This is a genomic window from Microbispora bryophytorum (assembly GCF_006874465.1).
GTDB lineage: Bacteria > Actinomycetota > Actinomycetes > Streptosporangiales > Streptosporangiaceae > Microbispora > Microbispora bryophytorum.
The window spans coordinates 235,603-255,067 of the sequence record NZ_VIRL01000009.1 but is presented as its reverse complement, the minus strand read 5'-3'; the positions used below and the strand labels follow the sequence as shown (position 1 = coordinate 255,067).

Genomic DNA, 19,465 nt, shown 5'->3' with positions numbered 1-19,465 from the left:
AGGAGTGCTTCCGGGCGCTCAACCACATCGGTTACGACGGCCCGATCTCCGTCGAGTGGGAGGACGCGGGCATGGACCGGCTGCACGGCGCACCCGAGGCCCTCGCCTACATCCGCTCGCTCAACGCGATCACCCCGCCGGACGCCGCCTTCGACGCCGCCTTCTCCTCCGAGAGCTGACCTCTCTTCCCAGCTCTCGTGAGGTCCGGGGCTGGGTGGCGTCTTCGCCACCCGGCCCTCCGGCGCGGCCTCACCCCCACGCCGCGAGCACGTCGTCGGCACCCCACACCAGGCCGACGCCTTCCACCGAGGGATGGACCCCGGACAGCGACACCACCGCGAGTCCGCCCGCCTCCGCGTCGAAGCCCGGCACCTGTACGGCGTCGCGGCGCAGCGCGGCAAGATCGTGGCCGTCGAACGGCGTGCCGAGCCACTTGATCGAGCCCGCGAACAGCACCCGCCGTGCCACCGGTGCCCGGTCCGCTCCGACCAGGTCCACTTCCGGGGAGAATCGGCGGTTCCACCATCCGCCGACGGCCTCCGTGTCCGGCCAGGGCAGTTCTCCCGCCGCGGCGGCCATGCCCAGCGCCTGTCTGACGATCGGTTCGACGGCCCGCCCCCGCAGGCTCGCCCAGCGTCGCCGTACGAGTCCGAAGGCGAGATCGGGCCGTCCCCGATGCGAGTGTTCCGCCGCGGCGCGCAGGACGCCCAGGTACATCCGCAGGTTGTGATCGCGGATGCGGTAGAGCGCCGGTTTCCCGGGCTGGACGGACAACGGCTCGTCCATCGCCAGGACGTGCTTCTCGTCGGTGAGCCTGCGGAGGAGAGGCGAGAGCGACCCGGACTGCAGCGGTCCCTCGCGCCCGCCCGCCGTCGCGGCGACGGTGGCGTGCGTCCTGTCGCCGCTGCCGACCGCTTCCAGCACCCGGCGGGCCTGGTCGGGCGCGGGAAATTCCGCGAGCAGGACGGATTCGGGCACGCCGAACAGGGGGGACGCCGGATCCTCGCACTCCTGCCGGATGAACTCGAGTGGGGGAGTGCCGTGCGGCCAGGCGCGCAGGATCCCGGGCAGCCCTCCACTGGCGAGGTACGCGTCGATCCCGTCCCCTCCGGTCAGGCCCAGCGCCCCGGCGGTCTCCGCGGGATCGAGCGGGTCGAGCGCCATGGTGTCGGCGCGCCCGTAGAACGGCCGGTCGTAGGCGGTCAGCCGTTCCATCATGTGAAGGTCGCTGCCGAGCAGGAGCAGGAGAACGGGCTTGGCCGCCAGGAGCCGGTCCCAGGCCGTCTGCAGCGCGCCGTCGAACAGGTCGTCCTGTTCCGCCAGCCAGGGCATCTCGTCGACGACGACGATCGAGGGGGTCGGCGGGATCGCCGAGTGCAGCACGCGGAACGCCTCCGGCCAGCTTCCGCTGGTGACACGGACGACCTGCTCGGGATCGGCGGGCAGGCACGACTCCTTGAGCTCGGCGCAGAACGCCTCGACCGCCTCGACCGGCGACATCCCCTTGGTCGCGGTGAAGAAGAGGTACGGCGTCTCGGCCTTGTCGCAGAACTCCTGCACGAGCCGGGACTTGCCGACCTGGCGGCGTCCCCTGATGGCCATGGCGGAGCCGGCACCCGACCGCCGGACCCGGTCGAGGCGCTTGGTCAGGGCGGCCAGCTCCCGCCGCCGGCCGATGAAAGGAACCACGCTCACCATGCCTGTTAGGTAGATGACATCTACGTAGATGCAATCTACACACTTACGGTGCGGACAGGGCCGTACGAGCAGGGCTACATGGTGCGGCGGGGTGGGAGCAGGGCGTTGACGCGGTCGGAGTCGGGCCAGACGTAGGGGAGGTCGTCGGGGTCTCCGGGGAACTTCGGGCCGTAGAACTCCGGGTTCTTGCGCAGCAGGGCCGAGCGGTGGCTGAGGTGGAGGGCGGGATCGCCGAGCCACGGCGGCAGCTCGCCCGCCGCCGCGAGGGCCTCCTGGGCGCGGGGCGTGTCGATGCCCCGGCAGCCGAGCAGTTCCGTGGTCATCGTCTTGGCGCAGGTGTCGGCGCGGCCCAGGTCGCACCAGGCCGTCACGATCTCCAGGCCGTAGCGGACCAGCGCCTCCTCGTACCCGGCCCACATGTGCGCCACGGGGTGGTGCCGCCAGCCGTATCCGGGAACGGTGAGCGTGCGCAGGACCTGCAGGGCCTCGACCCGCTGCTTGCCGAGGCGGAGCGGGTCGAGGACGCGGGCGGTGGCCGCGAAGTCCGGGTAGGGCAGGAACGTCTGCATGTCGCCGCTCGGGCTACCCCGGCCCGCCGGAGATATCCCCCGCGCCGGGGAGATCTCCGGCGGGGCGGTGTCAGTCGAACAGCACGATCTGCCGGAGCACCTCGCCGCCGCGCAGGGCGTCGACGGCGTCGTTGAGGTCGCCGATCCTGATGCGGGAGCTGATCATGCTGTCCAGGTCGAGCTTGCCCGCCTTATAGAGGTTCACGAAGCGCGGGAAGTCCCTGCGGACGTCGGCGTCGCCGTACAGCGAGCTGAGGATGTTCTTGCCCTCGAACAGCAGGTTGAAGGCGGTCAGCGGCACGTGGTCGTCCATGGCGCCCGCGCCGACGACGATGACGTCGCCGCCGCGCCGCGTCGCCTGCCAGGCCGTCATGATGGCGGCCGACTTGCCGACCACCTCGAAGCCGTGGTCGAAGCCCCGGCCGCCGGTCAGCGTGCCGATGGCGTCCATGAGCTGGTCGGGGGTGCAGGCGTGGGTGGCGCCGACTTTCTTCGCGAGCGCGTGCTTGGACTCCAGCGGGTCGATCGCGAGGATCGTGGTCGCGCCGGAGATGCGGGCGCCCTGGATCACCGACAGGCCGACGCCGCCACAGCCGACGACGGCGACGGTCGCGCCGGGGCGCACCTTCGCGGTGTTGAGCACCGCGCCGACACCCGTCGTGATGCCGCAGCCGATCAGCGCCGCCGCCTCGTACGGCACGTCGGGGTCGACCCTGATCGCGCCCTGCCACGGGACGATGATCTCCTCGGCCCAGGTGCCGCACCCGGCCATGCCGAACGCCGGGGTCTGTCCGCCGAACAGGAACCGCGGCTCGGTGAAGCTCCTCATCATGTACGTCATGCAGAGGTTCGGCTGGCCGTCCACGCAGCTCGGGCAGTCGCCGCAGGCCGGCGTCCAGTTGATGATGACGTGGTCGCCCGGCTGCACGGCGGTCACGCCGTCGCCCACCTCGACGACCTCGCCCGCGCCCTCGTGACCAGGGATGATCGGGAGCGGCATGGGGAGCACGCCGGTGAGCACCGAGAGGTCGGAGTGGCAGACGCCGGTGGCCCTCACCCGCACCCGGACGTCACCCGGGCCCACCGGCGTCAGCGTGAAGTCGTCTCTGATGTCGAGCTTTTCGTCGCCGACCGCGTGGAGAAGCGCGCCGCGCATGAGGACCTCCCGGTCTTTCAGGCTGGTCTTTCAGGGGTGGGTGCCGCGCGTCACTCGTTCTCGAGCGACAGCGCGGCCTTGGGGCAGGACCGGACCGCGTGGCGGACCCGGTCGAGCAGTTCGGCGGGCGGTTCGGGCATCAGCACGTGGAGGTTGTCCTCGTCGTCGACCTCGAAGACCTCGGGCGCCAGGCCCATGCAGACGGCGTTGGCCTCACACACGTCGTAGTCGACCTTGATCTTCATGGTGGGTCCTCCTCCTGTGCGTCACGTCGCGCTGGAGTTCACGCTATCGCCGCCGAGATCGCCGCCGAGCCTGCGGTGGTCCCAGGAAACGACGCGGGCCGGCTCGACCAGGTAGGCAACGCGCTTGCGCGCGGTGTGCTCGACGTGCGCCCGCGCCTCGGGGCCTTCGACGGGCATGCCGGTCATCCGCCGGGTGACGCCCAGGCCGACCTCCAGGACGGCCGCCGGGTCGTCGATCAGCCGCGCCCTGCCGTAGACGAGCACGCCGCGCAGCCGCGCGTACTCGTCCCCGGTCTCGATCAGGCAGCTCACCCGCGGGTCGCGCTCGATGTTGCGGGCCTTCTGCGACTTGGCGTACGTCCAGAACGTGACGCGGCCGTCGTCGAGTCCGTGGAACATCGTGACCAGGTGGGGCGTGCCGTCGGGATTGATCGTGCCGAGCTGGAGTTTGCGGGCGTCCCGCAGGAGCTCAGCGATCTCTTCCTCGCTCATCGCGATGCGGGCGCGCTGGTTCACGAAGCAAAGTAGAACATGTTGCATCAGGGGGGACAAGGGGCAGTTCCGAACATGATTCGGCCTGTTGGGTAGGGTGCCCGGCATGGTGACCCCGATGCCCGACGACCTGCGCCGCACCGCCGAACAGGCGCGCGGGTTCATGCCGCCCGCCGAGGGCCAGGCCCTGTACGAGATCGCCTGCGCGTACGGCTCCCGCGGGCCGATCTGCGAGGTCGGCACGTACTGCGGCAAGTCGGCGATCTACCTGGGCGCCGGGGCGCGGCGGGCGGGCACGGTGGTCTTCACGGTGGACCACCACCGCGGCTCCGAGGAGATCCAGCCGGGCTGGCCGCACCACGACCCGGACCTGGTGGACCCGAAGACCGGGCGGATGGACTCGCTGCCGTTCTTCCGTGACACGATCGCCGCCGCCGGCCTGGAGGACGAGGTGATCGCGATCGTGGGCGCGTCGGCCACGGTCGCCCGCCACTGGTCGACTCCGCTGTCGGTGCTGTTCATCGACGGCGGCCACTCGGAGGAGCCGGTGACGGCCGACTACGAGGGATGGGCGCCTCACGTCATGCCGGGCGGCGCGCTGGTCTTCCACGACATCTACCCCGACCCGGCCGACGGCGGGCAGGCGCCCTATCGCGTCTACCTGCGCGCCCTGGAGTCGGGCGACTTCCGCGAGGCGCGCGTGACCGGGTCGCTGCGCGTGCTGGAGCGCGTCTGACGGCGAACCCGGCCGGGAGCCCGGCTCGGCCGTGCGCGCCGTCCGGTCAGGCGCGGGCGCGCTCGCAGCCGCACTCGCCGGTGATGCGGGCCTCCCGGCCGCCGGCGTCACGGAAGATCCCCGAGCCGGGGGTCGCGCGGGCGAGGGTGTCCGCGGCGAGCACCACCGCGGCGGCCGTGTATCCCGACCGCTCGTCGGGGAAGTGCCGCTCGTTCACGAACTGCCAGCCGGTCCAGTAGGAGCCGTCCTCGTGGCGCAGGTGCTGCATGTCGGCGAACACCGCCAGCGCGCGGTCCCGCTGCCCGGCGGCGTCGAGCGCGAGCACCAGTTCGCACGACTCCGCGCCGGTCACCCAGGGCTGGTCGCTGACGCAGCGCGCGCCGAGGCCGGGCACGACGAAGGTGTCCCACTCCTGGTCGAACCGCCGGGCCGCCGCGTCCCCGCGCACGGCGCCGCCGAGCACGGGGTAGTACCAGTCCATCGAGAACCGGCTCTTGTCGGCGAACGCCTCCGGATGATCGGCGATCACGTGGCCGAGCTGGTCGGCGGCGAGCTCCCAGTCGGGCTGCGGGTCGCCCAGCCGCTCGGCGAGCAGCGCCCCGCACCGCAGGCCCTGGTGGATGGACGAGCACCCGGTGAGCAGGGCGTAGTCCGCCGGCCGCCCTTCGGCGTCGCGCTGCCAGACGATCTCGCCGCGCGCGGTCTGCAGGCCGACGACGAAATCGAGGGCCCGCGCCACCACCGGCCACATCGCCCGGGCGAAGTCCTCGTCGCCGGTCACCAGCAGGTGATGCCAGACCCCCACCGCGATGTACGCCGCGTGGTTCGACTCGCTGGCCGCCTCGGCGGGCTCGCCGTCGCGGACCTTCATCGGCCAGGAGCCGTCCGGCCGCTGGTGCCGTACGAGCCAGTCGTAGCCCTTGCGGGCTTCGGCACGCAGCCCGGCCACGGTCAGCGCCATCAGGCACTCGATGTGGTTCCACGCGTCGATGTGGCCCTCGGGCCAGGGGACGCCGCCCTCGTCGTCCTGGATCGCGGCGATGCTCCCGGCCGTACGGACGACCTGCTCTGCGGTGATGATCCCCGGAAGGTCCGGCACCCGCGTCATGCGGGCTTCCGGACGTAGACCACGACGCTCTTGCCGATCAGGGGGTTGAGCACGGCCTCGGCCAGCCGGGTGGCGAGGGGACGCTTCATGATGTCCCAGACGAGAAGCTCGTGGTAGGCCTTGGCCAGCGGATGCCGGTCGTCGTTCACCCCGACCGCGCACTTGATCCACCAGTACGGCGAGTGCAGGCCGTGGGCGTAGTGGTGCCCGCCGACCTCAAGCCCCGAGGCCTTCAGCTTCGCCTGGAGCTCCGCCAACGTATAAATCCGGATATGTCCGCCGGGGGCGGTGTGGTAGTCCTCCGACAGGGCCCAGCAGATCCGCTCCGGCAGGAAGCTCGGTACCGTGATCGCGGCGCGGCCGCCCGGCTTCAGCACGCGTACGATCTCGCGCATCGCGGCCATGTCGTCGGGGATGTGCTCAAGCACCTCGGCGGCGATGACGCGGTCGAACGACGCGTCGGGGAACGGCATGTCGAGGGCGTCGCCGACGACGGTGTCCCCGGTCGCGCCCGCCGGCACCTCGCCCTCCTTGCCCATGGCCGCGAACATGGCCGCCACGCTCTCCATCTCGGTGGCGTCCATGTCGAAGGCGACCACGTCGGCGCCCCGGCGCAGCACCTCGAAGGCGTGCCGGCCACCGCCGGCCCCGAGGTCGAGGACGCGGTCGCCCGGTCCGACGGGCAGCCGGTTGAAGTCGACGGTCAGCACGCGGTGCCTGCCTTTCGTGATTTCTGGGGAGTCACCGGGAGACGTTCAGCGGGAGGCGCGCCGGGCGGCGATGGCCTCGTGGTAGGCCTCGACCGTGCGGCGGGCGACGACCGGCCAGGCGTACCGCTCCATCACGCGGTCGTAGCCGCGCCGGCCGAACTCGGCGCGCTCCTCGGGGGAGTCGAGCAGGCGGCGCAGCACGGCGGCCAGCTCCTCGGGGTCTCCCGGAGCGACCTGCACGGCAGCGTCGCCGACGACCTCGGGCAGGGCGCCCGTACGCGAGGCGACCAGCGGCGTGCCGCACGCCATGTGCTCGACGGCCGGCAGCGAGAACCCCTCGTAGAGCGAGGGGACCACCGCGACCTCGGAGGTGGCGATCAGCTCGGCCAGCTCCTCGTCGGGGATGCCGTGCACGAACCGCACACGCTCGTGCAGCGACAGCTCGTTGACGAGCTGTTCGGTGGGGCCTCCGGGGGTGGGCCTGCTCACCACGGTGAGGTTGACCTCGCGCTCGGTGGCGAGCTTGGCGACCGCCCGCAGCAGGGTCGCCACGCCCTTCATGGGCGAGTCGGCGCTGGCCACGGCGACGATCGAGTTCTCCCGCTTCGGCGACGCCGGCCGGGGGTGGAAGAACCGCGTGTCGACGCCGAGCGGGATCAGCCGCATGTTGGACTGCGGCACGTTGAAGTCGCGGTGGATGTCGGCGAGCGACGACTCGCTGACGGTCAGGATCGGGCTCAGCCGGGGCGCGACGATGCTCTGCATGCGCACGAAGCCGTACCAGCGGCGCATCGACAGCCGCTTCCAGCCCTTGGCGGCCTTCAGCTCGATCCGCCGGTCCACGCTGATGGGGTGGTGGATGGTGCCGACCACGGGGAACAGCCGCTGAATGCCGAGCAGGCCGTAGCCCAGCGTCTGGTTGTCCTGGACGACGTCGAAGTCGCCCCGCCGCCTCTTCAGCTCCCGGTAGGCCCGCAGGCTGAACGTCAGCGGCTCGGGGAAGCCGGCCGTCCACATCGTGGCGACTTCGAGCGCGTCGATCCAGTCGCGGTATTCGTCGCGCTTCGGCGTGCGGAACGGATCCTCGTCGCGGTAGAGGTCCAGGCTCGGCACCTTGTTGAGGATCACACCGTCGTCCAGCTCGGGGTAGGGCTGGCCGGAGAAGACCTCGACGTGGTGGCCCAGAGCGACGAGCTCGCGGCTTATGTGGCGCAGGTACACCCCCTGGCCGCCGCAGGTGGGCTTGCTGCGGTAGGACAGCAGCGCGACTCGCAGCCTCTCCGCCAAGAGGCACCCCTTTCCAGCCGGTTTCCCGCCGTGCCCCCGTGGGGCTGCTGCCAGGAACACTACCATTTGCCGTTGTATGGGGTAGCTGAGGTGGAAAGGGTCCTCGATCGACTCTCACCCTGCCCGACCTGGGGCGTTGGCTTACCCGAACGAGATTCGGTGTAACGCGTTCTAGGAGCGTGTATGTAGGCGCGGGCGGGCAGGGCGGTACATTCGCCTCTCATAGGCCAAGTTGGGCGCTACGAGGAGGATCCGTTGGCCAGGCGTGCGCTGATCACCGGCATCACCGGTCAGGACGGCTCCTATCTCGCAGAGCACCTGCTGAGCGAGGGATACGAGGTCTGGGGCCTGGTCCGCGGGCAGGCCAACCCCCGCGTCCCGCGCGTGCGCCGGCTCCTGCAGGACGTACGGCTGGTCCGCGGCGACCTGCTCGACCAGGGGTCGCTGATCTCGGCGGTGGAGAAGGTGCAGCCGGACGAGGTCTACAACCTGGGCGCCATCTCGTTCGTGCCCATGTCGTGGGAGCAGGCCGAGCTGACCGCCGAGGTGACCGGCATGGGCGTGCTCCGCGTGCTGGAGGCCATCCGCGTCTGCTCGGGGATCACCGCCTCGCGCGGCTCGTCGGCCGGGCAGATCCGCTTCTACCAGGCGTCGTCCTCGGAGATGTTCGGCCAGGTCAGGGAGACGCCGCAGACCGAACGCACCCCCTTCCACCCCAGGTCGCCGTACGGCGTGGCCAAGGCGTACGGGCACTTCCTCACGCAGAACTACCGCGAGTCGTACGGGATGTTCGCGGTGTCGGGCATCCTGTTCAACCACGAGTCGCCCCGGCGGGGGGCCGAGTTCGTCACCCGCAAGGTCTCGCTCGGGGTCGCGCGGATCAAGCTCGGCATGGCCGCGGAACTGCGCCTGGGCAACCTGGAGGCGCGGCGCGACTGGGGGTACGCCGGCGACTTCGTCCGGGCCATGCACATGATGCTGTCGGCCGCCGACCCAGAGGACTACGTCATCGGCACCGGGCGCACGCACTCCGTGCGCGAGCTGGTCGAGGCGGCGTTCGCCGCCGCCGATCTGGACTGGGAGCGGCACGTCGTCTGCGACACGTCCCTGCACCGTCCGGCGGAGGTCGATCTGCTGTGCGCGGACCCGAAGAAGGCCCGCACCCAGCTCGGCTGGGAGCCGACGGTGTCGTTCGAGGAACTCGTGGCGACGATGGTCGAGGCCGACCTGCGCCTGCTCGCCGACGGCGGCGACCCCGAACAAGACTCCTCCTGGACATAACCCCCCGTCCTCCCCAGTCCTCACCCGCCGTGATCTTGTAGTTTGTCGCAGGCGGCGGCGCAGGCCTGGGCTTCCGCCCTCCATGATCATGCAGTTTTCGGCCTGATGTGCCGCTGACGTGCGCCGATTCCGCTCGTGATCTTGCATCGGTTTCGGGCATGACTGTGCCCGCGTACGAGGCCAGCCGTACGCGGGCGGCGGTCAGGTCAGGCGGGGATCAAGCCGCGTACCGCCGATAGCGTGCCTCGGGGCTGCCGAGCAGGCGAAGCTGGCGCTGCAGTCGCAGGGACTCTCCCGGAGTCGGCCGCCAGCCACTCTCCCACAGCCGTTCCGCGACGCGTTCGAGGAAGGTCGCGGGGCTGCCGAACAGCTCGTTCTTCCGGACGATCACCAGCCGCCACCCCAGGCGGCGGATCTGCGCTCGCCTCCACTCGTCGTGAGCCCTGTCCTCGACGCTGCTGTGGTGGTCGTGGCCGTCGTACTCGATGCCGACGCGGTACCGTTCGACGCCCATGTCCAGGTAGGCGACGCGCTTCTCCGGTAGCTCCACGCGGACCTGCGGCCGCGGGCGGGGAAGCCCGGCGTCGACGACGAGGACTCTGACCCAGCTCTCCGGCGGGCTCTGCGCACCGGCATCACCGAGGGCGATGGCCTCGCGCAGTCGCCTCGCGTTCCGTCGCCCGCTGAGCTCCGCCGCTCGCGCACGCAGCCGTTCCCTCGCCACCCCGCGCGCGAGGAACTGGTCGAGCGCCGCGACGGCCTCCAGACGCGGCAGCCAGCGGGCGCAGTCGAGCGCCGTACGCTCCTGCGTCGTCACCGTGACTCCTCCGACCGAGGTGACGTCGCCGGGCGGCAGCCGATCGCTCTGCCGTCCGACCACGTGTGCTCTGCGCGGGGGCGTACGGGCGCCTCCCGGTACGACGACCTCGACGGGCCACTCGTCCTGTCGTTTTCCGGGCGGCAGCACGTCGAGCCCCCAGAGCCAGGCGGCCGTCCTGCGGCACGCGACGACGTCCCGGGACGTGATGCCGAGCGTGTGTGCGCGTACGGCGAGGGCTCGGGGGTCGGGGCCCGCGTAATAGCCCCCACGAGTGGGCCGCCAGAACCTGCCGGTGGCGACCAGTCGCGACAGGTCGTGCCGGCCCAGGCCGTACGCGGGGGCGAGTGGCGACGAAAGATACTCCTCCATGGCTCAGATCGTGCGGGCGCGTGTCGCTCCTCGACGCAGGTTCCCCGTGCCCTGTGGATAACTCACTGCAAGGTCAAGTGCGGCATTCGTGCAGGTCGGGGGAGTGTGGCGGGAGGATGTGCAAGATCACGCCAACCGAAGCGCCAGGTCAGCGCCACCACGTGCGACAAACTACAAGATCACGCGGGGTGGGGGGTGATGGGGAGGGTTTTGATGCCGTTGATGAAGTTGGACCTCAGCCGCCTCGCCTCGCCGTTCTGCCGGATGCCGGGCAGACGCTGGGCCAGCACCTCGAACAGCACCCGAAGCTCCAGCTTGGCCAGGTGATTGCCGAGGCAGAAGTGCGCCCCGCCGCCGCCGAAGCCGATCTGCGGGTTGGGGGAGCGGCCGATGTCGAACTCGTCGGGCCGCTCGAAGACCTCCTCGTCCCGGTTGGCCGAGGCGTAGAAGACCACCACCTTGTCGCCCTCGGCGATCTTCTGACCGCGGATCTCGGTGTCCGCCGTGGCCGTACGCCGGAAGATGTTGATCGGGGACACCCAGCGCACGATCTCGTCGGCGGCCGTCCCGGAGAGGGAGGGGTCGTCCACCAGCCGCTTCCACTGGTCCGGGTGCTCGAAGAGGGTCAGCATGCCCCCGGAGGCCGCGTTCCTGGTGGTCTCGTTGCCCGCCACGATCAGCAGCAGGACGAACAGGTCGAACTCGTCCTCGGTCAGCGTCTGCCCGTCCTCGTCGGGCTGCAGGAGTTTGGTGACGATGTCGTCGCGCGGGTCCTGCCTGCGCGCCGCGGCCAGCGTGTGGGCGTACGAGTAGACCTCGAGGGCGGCGTCCCGCCCCTGATCCGGACTGGTGGAGTAGTCGGGATCGTCGCTGCCGATCATGCGGTTGGACCACTCGAAGATCTTGTCCCGGTCCTCGACCGGCGCGCCGAGCAACTCGCAGATCACATACAGCGGGAGCGGCGCGGCGATGTCCCGGACGAAGTCGACCCCGGGCTTGTCCTGGACCTCGTCCATCAGGGCGTGGCATATGTCCCGAATGTGCCCCTCCAGCCGCCCGATCTGGCGCGGGGTGAAGCCGCGGTTGACCAGCGAGCGGCGCCGGGTGTGGTCGGGCGGGTCCTGGTTGAGCATCATCAGCCGCTGGACCTCGCGCTGCTCCTCGGGCATCTCGTCGAACAGCGCCAGTTTCCGTGCCGAGGAGAACAGGTCGGAGTTACGGGAGACGTGGACGACGTCCGCGTGCTTGGTGACCGCCCAGAATCCGGGCCAGTCGCCCTGCCCCTCGTGCCGGTAGACGGGCGCGTTGTCCCTGAGCCAGCGGAGCTGGTCGTACGGCACCCCGCTCTGCGCGTAGCGGTCCTTGTCGACGAGGTTGATTTCCATGGCACCTACCTAATCGGGTTCGGCTGCCCTTGGTAAGAGGGGCGATCGCTCTACCGGCGCTCGGCGAGTGGCTCGGTCACGCGTTCGCCCGCATGCTTTCTGGAACGTGTTCTATTACGGACGCGATGGTCCGTCAAGCGGCCCGGAGGTGACGGATCGCCGCCGCCGCATTGTCGGGGGGCTCTGGTACGACTGGGCGCATGGGTGTGAGCGTTGAGGGGTTTCTCGCCATGCTGGACCGGTTGCCCGAGGTGAGCAAGGGCGAGGACGGCGACTGGATCTCGTTCAAGGTGCGTGGCAAGGGTTTCGGCTATCTGTGGGAGCGCACCGAGACGGTGGGCCTCAAGGCGACGATCGAGGAGCAGATCGCGCTGGTGGCCGAACGGCCCGAGGTGTTCGAGCCGCAGTTCACCGCCGGACGTTTCGGCTGGGTCGTGGTCCATCTCGCGAAGATCGACGCTGATGAGCTGTTCGAGCTGGTCACCGAGGCGTGGTGCCTCACCGCGCCGAAGTCCCTCGTCGAAGCGCACGAATTCCGCGCCTAGCGTCCTGTCGGCACACGTTCACCGGGCGCGAGGGCAGCGGGCTTCGCGAGGACCGGGGGTTCCTTCGGGCGCAGTGACCAGGCCTGGCCGAGGCCGGTGGACCTCCCGCCCGCCGTCACAGCGCGCGGCGCAGCCACTCCTCGACGCCCGCGATGTGGACGGCGGCCCAGGCCTGGGCGATCTCCGGCCGGCGGCCCGCGATGGCCTCGAAGATGGCGGCGTGCTGCGCCCGCGTCGTCTCGGCCGCGCCCTCCTGGGTGAGGCCGCGCCAGATGCGGGCCCGCGCGGTCGGGCCGGAGATGCTCTCGATGAGCGAGCTGAGCACGGGGTTGCCGGCGCCCTCGGCGATCCGCTGGTGGAACCGCAGGTCGTTGGCGACGAAATCCTCCGTGCTCGGCTGCTCGGGGAACGTGTCGAGGATGCCGCGCAGCTCGGCGATGTCCTCGTCGGTCATCCGGGTCGCGGCCATCGCGGTGGCCGCGGGTTCGAGGATGCGCCGCACCTCGAAGAACTGCAGGACGGTGTCGTCCTGGTGGAAGCCGACCACGAACGACAGGGCGTCCAGCAGCAGGCCCGGCTCCAGGCTGGTGACATAGGTGCCGTCGCCCTGCCGCACGTCGAGCACGTTGATCAGGGCCAGCGCGCGGACCGCCTCCCGAAGCGAGTTGCGCGACAGCCCCAGCCGCTCGGCCAGGTCCGCCTCCCGGGGCAGCCGGTCGCCCGGACCCAGCTCACCCGAGAGGATCATGTCCTTGATGCTGCTGATCGCCGCGTCGGTGACCGCCATGCCCCGTCCCCCTGCCGCGCGCCTTCGCCCGGGGCCGCGCTCAGCCCGCCCCCGGGGAATTGTACGGCGAGGTCCTGATCGCCCATCAGGGCATGGGCCGCTGGGCCGTCGCCCGTCGCCCGTCGCCCGTCTCCCGCACCCGGCGGCCGGAAGGGGCCGATGGCGGCCCGATCGACTGGTCCTGTCGCGCTTGAGAAGATCATGAGAGGTCGACGGCCTTCCCGCCGGAAGGAGATCCAACAGAGCTGGAACCTGTTCTCGTCGCATGGGGACGAATGCGCGAACGAGGCCAATCCGGCTCGGCGATCTCACTGATCGTTATTCGACGGTCGACGCCGAGATGCGGGAAAACGTGGTCACCAATAGAAGGAAAATCTAGAAACCCGTCAGCAGTCGCTCGGCGGCGATCTCGATGCGGTGCTGGATCTGCTCGTAAGTGCGCCGCCCCCGCAGCATCTCCAGCAATTCCTGCACCCAGACTCCCGTCAGGGAGCCGGTGAGCGCGAGCTGGTCCTCGGCGGGAAGGCTCACGGTGCGGCCGTCGGTGGCGACGCGCAGCAGCAGGCTCGCCATCCGGTCGCCGAACGGCGCCTCCACCTCCGCCATGATCAGGGAGCGGATCAGCGCGTCGGCGAGCTCCGGCTCGCGCATCAGGCCACGGGTGGCCCGCATCAGCACGTCGACCGCGCGGCCGGCGGGGTGGGCGGCGTGCGGCGGCCGCCGCTCGATACTGGACTCCAGCAGGTCGATCTCCTCGCCGACCACCGCCACGACCAGGTCCATCTTGGAGGGGAAGTAGCGGTAAAGCGTTCCCAGGGCGACGCCCGCGCGCTCGGCGACCGTGCGCATCTGCATCGCCTCGACGCCTCCGCGGGAGGCGAGAGCGGCCGCCGCCTGGACGATGCGCCGGCGCCGTTGGTGCTGGCTCCGGGTGCGAACCCCGGGGGTGGCCGGGGCCGGATGGCTGCCCGTGGTGGAGGGGCCTTCGGGGAGCGGCGGCGTGGCGTCGGCGACTGCACGCGAAGTGCGCATAGGAACACGTTATCTGATTTGCACTCCTTCCGGATGGTTACCCATCAGTCACAGAAGTGCTGGCGGCTGTATGACTTGTCTGTTCAGCCGCGCGTCGTCGCCGGTCCCGGAGTATCCCTCCGGACGGGCATTGAAATCCGTTCTAGTTTGCGGTTCTGGGCGCGTTTTCGGCCCCCAGGCAGGTCCCTGACGAACTGCTGAACCGGCAGGTCGCGGGCGTCGACGGATCTTGGCCGGCCGGGCGTGCCCGACGCGCCGGCCGCCGCCCGGACCGTCACGATGAACACGCGCGTGGCGGAAGGGGCGCTCCGGGGTCAGGGGGTGAAGACCGTCGGCACGTAGAAGAAGACGATCAGCGCGATGATCAGGCAGATCACGATGCCGACGGTCTCCCACAGCCAGTCGTAGTGCCGGTCGCCCTTGCCTCGCCGGCCCTTGCGCATGCTCTTGCTCGCGCTCTTGCTTGCGCCCTTGCTCGCGCCGTTGCCGCCACCGGACGACTTGCCGGCGTGCTTGCTGCCCGTGCTCCTGCCCGCCGTGCTCTTGCCTGCCGTGCTCTTGCCTGCCGTGTGCGTGCGGTCCGTACGGCGGGAGGCGGCGATCTGAGGGGCGAGGGCCGCCGCGACGGGGTGGACCGGGGTGTCGATCGCCATCGCGGGCGTCTCGGCCGCACGCGCGCCGCCCGTCTCCGCCGGCGGCTCCTCGGCCGCGTGGAAAGGCTCGGCCGCGTGGAAAGGCTCGGCCACGCGGAGAGGCTCGGCTGCGAGGAAAGGCCCGGCCGGTCGCTCGGCCTCCTGCGGCGCGGATGTGAACGCCTCCACGGGGGGAGCGGCCGGGAAAAGCGCCTCGGAGGGCGGCGTCACCGGAGATTCTTCGGACGGCTCCTCGGTCCGGGGGAAAGCGCCGGTGTGCTCGGCCTGCCGAGCATTTTCGGCCGTCTCCGCCGCCTCGACCGCATGGAACGCGTCGAAGGGCACGGCGAAGCGGAGCGTGTCGAACAACGTGTCCAGCGGCTCCGCCGGGCGGGGCGTACCGGCAACCTCGAAGGCGTCGAACGGCTCGGCCGGGCGGGGCGTGCCGGCAACCTCGAAGGCGTCGAACGGCTCCGCCGGGCGCGAGGCGCTGTCGAGGGCCTCGAACGGCTCTGTGGGGGGTGAGGCGCTGCCGAAGGCGTCGAAGGGTTCTGTGGGGGGTGAGGCGCTGCCGAAGGCGTCGAAGGGTTCTGTGGGGGGTGAGGCGGTCCCGAAGGCGTCGAACGGTTCTGCCGGGGGTGAGGCGCTGCCGAAGGCGTCGAACGGTTCTGCCGGGGGCGAGGCGCTGCCGAAGGCGTCGAACGGTTCCGTGGGGGGCGAGGCGGCCCCGAAGGCGTCGAACGGATCGACACGGTGGGAGGAAGCGGTGGTGCCGAAGGCGTCGAACGGTTCGGCGGTGATCTTCGCGACGTCCGGGGCAGGTGGCGGCATGGCGGGCGCGGTCCGCGCGGACTCCTGCGGCTGCATGCGCGCGGCAGGGGGCACGGGAGCGGCAGGGGGCACGGGCACGGCCGGGGACGCCTGCGGCTGCACGGGCGCGGCCGGGGAGCCCGGTGGCTCCAGGGGCGCGGCCGGAGACCCCTGCTGCTTCACGGGCGTCGGACGCCCGGCGCGCTTCCTGCGCAGCCGGCCCTCGCCGAGCGAGCTCAGCAGCGCCCCGCGCAACCGGGGCATGGGCTCGGTCGTCGCCTCGTGCTTGGCCCTGCGCCGGGGGCCCTGCGGCTGCGCGATGGCGTCGGTCTTGACCACGCACGTGTTGGTGACCTGGTCGGGGTCGCTCAGCGGCAGCGGCCAGGTCGGAGTGGTCGGCCACAGCCTCTTGGTCATCAGCCCGGACGACGGTTCCCCGCCCGTCGTGGCGCTCCCCGGCTCCTCGTACGGCAGCGCCGCCAGCACCCGGTCGCGCACGGACGCGGCCGGTCGGCGCCAGGGCAGCCGGGCCAGCACGTCGCCGACGGGGGAGACGCCGATGGCGTCGTAGACCTCCGTGACGGAGGCGGGCACGAACGGCGCCGACCTCGCGGCGGTGACCGCGGTCTCCAGCGTCTGGGCGAAGCGGCGCGTCGCCGCCGCGATCAGCTCCTCGGCGGTGTCGGCCGCCACGTCGAGGACCTGCGCCAGCTCGGGCGCCGTCAGGCCGCATATCTCCGGCAGGAGCAGGACCTCACGCTGGTGCGGCCGGATGTCCCGGAACACCCGCTCGATCAAGGCGGTGGCGGGGTCGGCGATGGAGTCGACGGCGGGCAGCGCGTAGCTGACGTCCCGGCGGTAGATCTCCCGGCGTGCCAGCGCGTACAGCGCGGCGCGCGAGGACGGCTCGGCGGTCGGAGCGGCGGTGAAGACGGCCACCACGGCGTCGGCGGCGGACGTGGTCTCGCCGAGCTGGTCGTGGCAGTACGCGAACAGACCCGCCGCGTGACGCTCGTAGAGCTCGGCGATCAGCTCGCTCCTGGAGCGCTGACCGGTGAGCGGTGCAGTCACGACCGGGCTCCTCTGAGTTTCGTGGCTGGTCCTTGTCTGAGGGACGCGGCGGAGGGACGGGAGAGACGTGAGAGTAATCATGCCAACACATCGCCACGCCCCGCATCATGAGATGCCCTATTGATAGATATCTAGGCCCGGATATCGGAGCATCCCACCGTAGGCTGGCCGCCGGGGGGAGTGTCCGGAACGGGTCGCGTTGGATATCCGGGGGGTTAACGGGGAAGAGCGAGTGGCCCCCTTGGTGTTGACTTGATCGCACACTCTTTCGAAGGGCGAGATGGCGTGATCACGTTCGAAGACGTCACCAAGCGCTACCGGGACGGAACGGTGGCCGTTGACGGCCTCAGCCTGGAGGCGTCCACGGGTGCGATCACCGTGTTCGTCGGCCCCTCCGGCTGCGGCAAGACCACGTCGCTGCGGATGATCAACCGCATGATCGACGCCACCTCCGGCCGGATCACGCTGGACGGTCAGGATGTGCGCGAGATCGACCCGCCGACGCTCCGCCGCGGCATCGGGTACGTGATCCAGCAGGCGGGCCTGTTCCCGCACCGCAAGATCGTGGACAACGTGGCGACGGTGCCGTACCTGCTGGGCTGGAGCAAGAAGAAGGCCCGCAGCCGCGCGATGGAGCTGCTCGAACTGGTCGGGCTCGACCCCGCCCTGGCCGGCCGTTTCCCCTTCCAGCTCTCCGGAGGGCAGCAGCAGCGCGTCGGCGTCGCGCGGGCGCTCGCGGCGGACCCGCCGGTGCTGCTCATGGACGAGCCGTTCAGCGCCGTCGACCCGATCGTGCGGGCCAGCCTCCAGGACGAGTTACTGCGGCTGCAGTTGGAGCTGCGCAAGACGATCGTGTTCGTCACCCACGACATCGACGAGGCGGTCAAGCTCGGCGACACGGTGGCCGTCATGCGCGTCGGCGGGCGGCTGGCCCAGATGGCCGGCCCGGCCACGCTGCTCACCGAGCCCGCCGACGACTTCGTCCGCGAGTTCCTCGGCCGCGACCGCGGCATCCGGCGGCTGTCGTTCATCTCGGCCAAGGAGATGCGGCTGAGCCCGTCGCCGTCCGATCTGGTGATCGACGAGGACGGCAGGGCGCTCGGCTGGCGGACCGCGGACGGGCTCGCGGCGTACGGCACCTTCAATCCCGAGACCGACTCGCTGCGCGTGGCGCTCGACGCGGCGTTGCTGTCGCCCAACGGCACCGCGGTCGCGGTGGACGAGGAGGGCCGCGTGCGCGGCGTGGCCGGCCGGGACTCGATCGACAAGCTGCTCGGCGAGTACGCGCCGCCCGCAACGGGCCCCGCCCCCGGCGGATCGGGCGGCGGCTCCTCCTCCGGCGCCGGCGACTCCGAGGGGGCGCCGGCGTGACCGACGAGCCTTTGGTCCGCTGGGACTGGATCGCGCGCAACTGGGCCAACGGAGGCCCCACCGCGATCAGCGCCCTGCTGGAGAACCACATCGTGATGGCCTTCCTGCCCGTGCTGTTCGGGCTGGTCGTGGCTCTGCCGCTGGGCCTGGCCTGTGTGCGCTGGCGCTGGCTCTACCAGCCGACGGCCGCGTTGATGAACGTCACCTACTCGCTGCCGTCCCTGGTGTTGTTCTCGATCTTCCTGTCGGTCACCGGGCTCACCCGGTCGACCGTCGTCATCCCGCTGACGTTCTTCGCGCTCGCGGTCCTGATCCCCGCCGTGGTGGACGGCCTGGCCTCGGTGCCCGATCCCGTGCGGCAGTCGGCGGTGGCGATGGGGTTCCGGCCCGCGCGCCGGCTGCTCAGGGTCGAGTTGCCGGTGGCGGTGCCGGTGGTCCTGGCCGGGCTGCGGGTCGCGACCGTCTCCAGCATCAGCCTGGTCAGCGTGGGCGCGCTCATCGGACAGGGCGGGCTGGGCAACCTGTTCATCGACGGCTGGCAGCGGCAGTTCTACACGCCGATCGTGGTCGGGATCGCGCTCATCGTCCTGCTCGCCGTGCTCGCCGACGGGCTGCTCGTGCTCGCCCAGCGACTGCTGACCCCCTGGTCCCGGGCGAGGAGGACGGCGTGAACTGGCTGGCCGGCTTCTTCGGCGACGCGGCGCACTGGTCGGGCCCGGACGGCATCCCGGCCCGGCTGCTTGAGCACCTGGAGTTCTCGGCGGCGGCCTTCCTCATCGCGGCGCTGATCGCCGTGCCGCTCGGCATGCTCATCGGCCACACCGGCCGCGGCGCGCTGCTCGTCGTGATCGCGGCGAACGCCGCCCGGGCGTTGCCGACGCTCGGCCTGCTCGTGCTCGTGGTGCTGCTGGCGGGCGTGGGCACCGTGCTGCCGGTGCTGATCCCGCTGGTCGTGCTGGCGATCCCGCCCATCCTGGTCAATACGTACGAGGGCGTGCGGGGGGTGGACGCCGACCTGCGCGACGCCGCCTACGGCATGGGTCTGCGGGGACGTCAGGTGCTGCTCCAGACGCTGACCCCCGTCGCGCTGCCGCTGATCCTGCTGGGCCTGCGCCTCGCCGCCGTCCAGGTCGTCTCGACCGCCACCGTCGCGGCGTTCGTCGGGCTGGGCGGGCTCGGCCGGTTCATCATCGACGGCCTGGCCACCAAGACCTATGCGGACGTGATCGGGGGAGCGGTCCTGGTGGCCGCGCTCGCCCTGGCCGTCCAGTTCGCCTTCCTCCTGCTCGACCGGGTGGCCGTCTCGCCCGGTGTCCGTCAGATCCGCTAATCTCGATATTACCGCCCTATAATGAAGGGAT

19 protein-coding genes and 1 pseudogene are annotated in these 19,465 nt (G+C 71.0%); 7 read left to right on the top strand and 13 right to left on the bottom strand.

The window, feature by feature from the left end:
* Window positions 1-179, top strand: a pseudogene (locus FLX07_RS18820) (sugar phosphate isomerase/epimerase); the annotation flags it as partial.
* A gap of 70 nt (window positions 180-249) precedes the next feature.
* On the opposite strand, the gene FLX07_RS18815 reads toward FLX07_RS18820, so the two are convergent.
* The 5 genes from FLX07_RS18815 to FLX07_RS18795 all read right to left on the bottom strand — a co-directional run bounded on the left by FLX07_RS18815 (window position 250) and on the right by FLX07_RS18795 (window position 4,184).
* On the bottom strand, window positions 250-1,689 hold the full coding sequence (locus tag FLX07_RS18815) for an AAA family ATPase (protein WP_208762270.1): 1,440 nt from the start codon (window positions 1,687-1,689) through the stop codon (window positions 250-252).
* An 83-nt stretch (window positions 1,690-1,772) separates the two neighbouring features.
* Entirely contained in the window at window positions 1,773-2,267 is a 495-nt protein-coding gene (locus tag FLX07_RS18810; protein ID WP_142572104.1) for an MSMEG_6728 family protein, read from the bottom strand.
* 70 nt (window positions 2,268-2,337) lie between these two features.
* The gene (locus FLX07_RS18805) at window positions 2,338-3,423 is read right to left on the bottom strand and encodes a Zn-dependent alcohol dehydrogenase (RefSeq protein ID WP_142572103.1); all 1,086 of its coding nucleotides are present in this window, start codon (window positions 3,421-3,423) and stop codon (window positions 2,338-2,340) included.
* Window positions 3,424-3,473: 50 nt separating this feature from the next.
* A complete protein-coding gene (locus FLX07_RS18800; protein WP_142572102.1) occupies window positions 3,474-3,668 on the bottom strand; it encodes a ferredoxin in 195 nt (64 codons plus the stop codon).
* A gap of 21 nt (window positions 3,669-3,689) precedes the next feature.
* Window positions 3,690-4,184 carry a pyridoxamine 5'-phosphate oxidase family protein gene (locus tag FLX07_RS18795; protein ID WP_142572101.1) on the bottom strand — a complete coding sequence of 165 codons (495 nt, stop codon included), beginning with the start codon at window positions 4,182-4,184 and terminating at the stop codon, window positions 3,690-3,692.
* An 82-nt stretch (window positions 4,185-4,266) separates the two neighbouring features.
* Between FLX07_RS18795 and FLX07_RS18790 the strand changes: the two genes are divergently transcribed.
* The gene (locus tag FLX07_RS18790; RefSeq protein WP_223853553.1) at window positions 4,267-4,896 is read left to right on the top strand and encodes a class I SAM-dependent methyltransferase; all 630 of its coding nucleotides are present in this window, start codon (window positions 4,267-4,269) and stop codon (window positions 4,894-4,896) included.
* 46 nt (window positions 4,897-4,942) lie between these two features.
* Here FLX07_RS18790 and FLX07_RS18785 read toward each other — a convergent pair whose 3' ends face one another.
* From FLX07_RS18785 to FLX07_RS18775, 3 genes are read right to left on the bottom strand one after another with little or no spacing between them, the layout of a single operon-like run.
* Window positions 4,943-6,004: a glucosidase family protein gene (locus FLX07_RS18785; protein WP_142572100.1), complete on the bottom strand. Its 1,062-nt coding sequence runs from the start codon at window positions 6,002-6,004 to the stop codon at window positions 4,943-4,945.
* Entirely contained in the window at window positions 6,001-6,714 is a 714-nt protein-coding gene (locus FLX07_RS18780) for a class I SAM-dependent methyltransferase (RefSeq protein WP_142572099.1), read from the bottom strand. The genes FLX07_RS18785 and FLX07_RS18780 overlap by 4 nt, the downstream gene beginning before the upstream one ends.
* A 45-nt stretch (window positions 6,715-6,759) precedes the next feature.
* Window positions 6,760-8,001, bottom strand: coding sequence for a glycosyltransferase family 4 protein (locus FLX07_RS18775; protein ID WP_223853552.1), 1,242 nt, complete (start codon window positions 7,999-8,001; stop codon window positions 6,760-6,762).
* A gap of 255 nt (window positions 8,002-8,256) precedes the next feature.
* Between FLX07_RS18775 and FLX07_RS18770 the strand changes: the two genes are divergently transcribed.
* Complete coding sequence (locus FLX07_RS18770) at window positions 8,257-9,282, top strand: GDP-mannose 4,6-dehydratase (RefSeq protein ID WP_142572097.1); 1,026 nt, start codon at window positions 8,257-8,259, stop codon at window positions 9,280-9,282.
* Between the two features lie 217 nt (window positions 9,283-9,499).
* On the opposite strand, the gene FLX07_RS18765 is transcribed toward FLX07_RS18770, so the two are convergent.
* Both FLX07_RS18765 and FLX07_RS18760 read right to left on the bottom strand, forming a co-directional pair.
* Window positions 9,500-10,471: a type IV toxin-antitoxin system AbiEi family antitoxin gene (locus FLX07_RS18765; RefSeq protein WP_142572096.1), complete on the bottom strand. Its 972-nt coding sequence runs from the start codon at window positions 10,469-10,471 to the stop codon at window positions 9,500-9,502.
* A gap of 179 nt (window positions 10,472-10,650) precedes the next feature.
* A complete protein-coding gene (locus tag FLX07_RS18760; protein ID WP_142572095.1) occupies window positions 10,651-11,856 on the bottom strand; it encodes a cytochrome P450 in 1,206 nt (401 codons plus the stop codon).
* A gap of 200 nt (window positions 11,857-12,056) precedes the next feature.
* On the opposite strand from FLX07_RS18760, the gene FLX07_RS18755 reads away from it, so the two are divergent.
* The gene (locus FLX07_RS18755; protein WP_142572094.1) at window positions 12,057-12,401 is read left to right on the top strand and encodes an MmcQ/YjbR family DNA-binding protein; all 345 of its coding nucleotides are present in this window, start codon (window positions 12,057-12,059) and stop codon (window positions 12,399-12,401) included.
* Window positions 12,402-12,516: 115 nt separating this feature from the next.
* On the opposite strand, the gene FLX07_RS18750 is transcribed toward FLX07_RS18755, so the two are convergent.
* The 3 genes from FLX07_RS18750 to FLX07_RS38470 form a co-directional block, all read right to left on the bottom strand.
* A complete protein-coding gene (locus tag FLX07_RS18750; protein WP_142572093.1) occupies window positions 12,517-13,188 on the bottom strand; it encodes a FadR/GntR family transcriptional regulator in 672 nt (223 codons plus the stop codon).
* 375 nt (window positions 13,189-13,563) lie between these two features.
* Window positions 13,564-14,220: a TetR family transcriptional regulator gene (locus tag FLX07_RS18745; protein WP_142572092.1), complete on the bottom strand. Its 657-nt coding sequence runs from the start codon at window positions 14,218-14,220 to the stop codon at window positions 13,564-13,566.
* A gap of 314 nt (window positions 14,221-14,534) precedes the next feature.
* Window positions 14,535-16,733 carry an RNA polymerase sigma factor gene (locus FLX07_RS38470; RefSeq protein WP_142572091.1) on the bottom strand — a complete coding sequence of 733 codons (2,199 nt, stop codon included), beginning with the start codon at window positions 16,731-16,733 and terminating at the stop codon, window positions 14,535-14,537.
* A gap of 285 nt (window positions 16,734-17,018) precedes the next feature.
* Here FLX07_RS38470 and FLX07_RS18735 point away from each other — a divergent pair, with 285 nt between their 5' ends.
* Genes FLX07_RS18735 through FLX07_RS18725 form a run of 3 tightly spaced genes read left to right on the top strand, consistent with a single transcriptional unit; the run spans window position 17,019 to window position 19,434 of the window.
* A complete protein-coding gene (locus tag FLX07_RS18735; protein ID WP_142572090.1) occupies window positions 17,019-18,104 on the top strand; it encodes an ABC transporter ATP-binding protein in 1,086 nt (361 codons plus the stop codon).
* Window positions 18,101-18,775, top strand: coding sequence for an ABC transporter permease (locus tag FLX07_RS18730; RefSeq protein WP_142572089.1), 675 nt, complete (start codon window positions 18,101-18,103; stop codon window positions 18,773-18,775). Before FLX07_RS18735 ends, FLX07_RS18730 begins: the two co-directional genes overlap by 4 nt.
* Window positions 18,772-19,434 (top strand): ABC transporter permease, encoded by a 663-nt coding sequence (locus tag FLX07_RS18725; RefSeq protein WP_142572088.1) that lies wholly within the window; start codon window positions 18,772-18,774, stop codon window positions 19,432-19,434. Before FLX07_RS18730 ends, FLX07_RS18725 begins: the two co-directional genes overlap by 4 nt.
* The last annotated feature ends 31 nt before the right edge of the window (window positions 19,435-19,465 follow it).

Coding starts and splice junctions, on each gene's coding strand:
- FLX07_RS18745 (WP_142572092.1), bottom strand. CDS start 14,220: ATGCGCACTTCGCGTGCAGTCGCCGACGCCACGCCGCCGCTCCCCGAA.
- FLX07_RS18810 (WP_142572104.1), bottom strand. CDS start 2,267: ATGCAGACGTTCCTGCCCTACCCGGACTTCGCGGCCACCGCCCGCGTC.
- FLX07_RS18805 (WP_142572103.1), bottom strand. CDS start 3,423: ATGCGCGGCGCGCTTCTCCACGCGGTCGGCGACGAAAAGCTCGACATC.
- FLX07_RS18785 (WP_142572100.1), bottom strand. CDS start 6,004: ATGACGCGGGTGCCGGACCTTCCGGGGATCATCACCGCAGAGCAGGTC.
- FLX07_RS18755 (WP_142572094.1), top strand. CDS start 12,057: ATGGGTGTGAGCGTTGAGGGGTTTCTCGCCATGCTGGACCGGTTGCCC.
- FLX07_RS18765 (WP_142572096.1), bottom strand. CDS start 10,471: ATGGAGGAGTATCTTTCGTCGCCACTCGCCCCCGCGTACGGCCTGGGC.
- FLX07_RS18760 (WP_142572095.1), bottom strand. CDS start 11,856: ATGGAAATCAACCTCGTCGACAAGGACCGCTACGCGCAGAGCGGGGTG.
- FLX07_RS18750 (WP_142572093.1), bottom strand. CDS start 13,188: ATGGCGGTCACCGACGCGGCGATCAGCAGCATCAAGGACATGATCCTC.
- FLX07_RS18800 (WP_142572102.1), bottom strand. CDS start 3,668: ATGAAGATCAAGGTCGACTACGACGTGTGTGAGGCCAACGCCGTCTGC.
- FLX07_RS18790 (WP_223853553.1), top strand. CDS start 4,267: ATGGTGACCCCGATGCCCGACGACCTGCGCCGCACCGCCGAACAGGCG.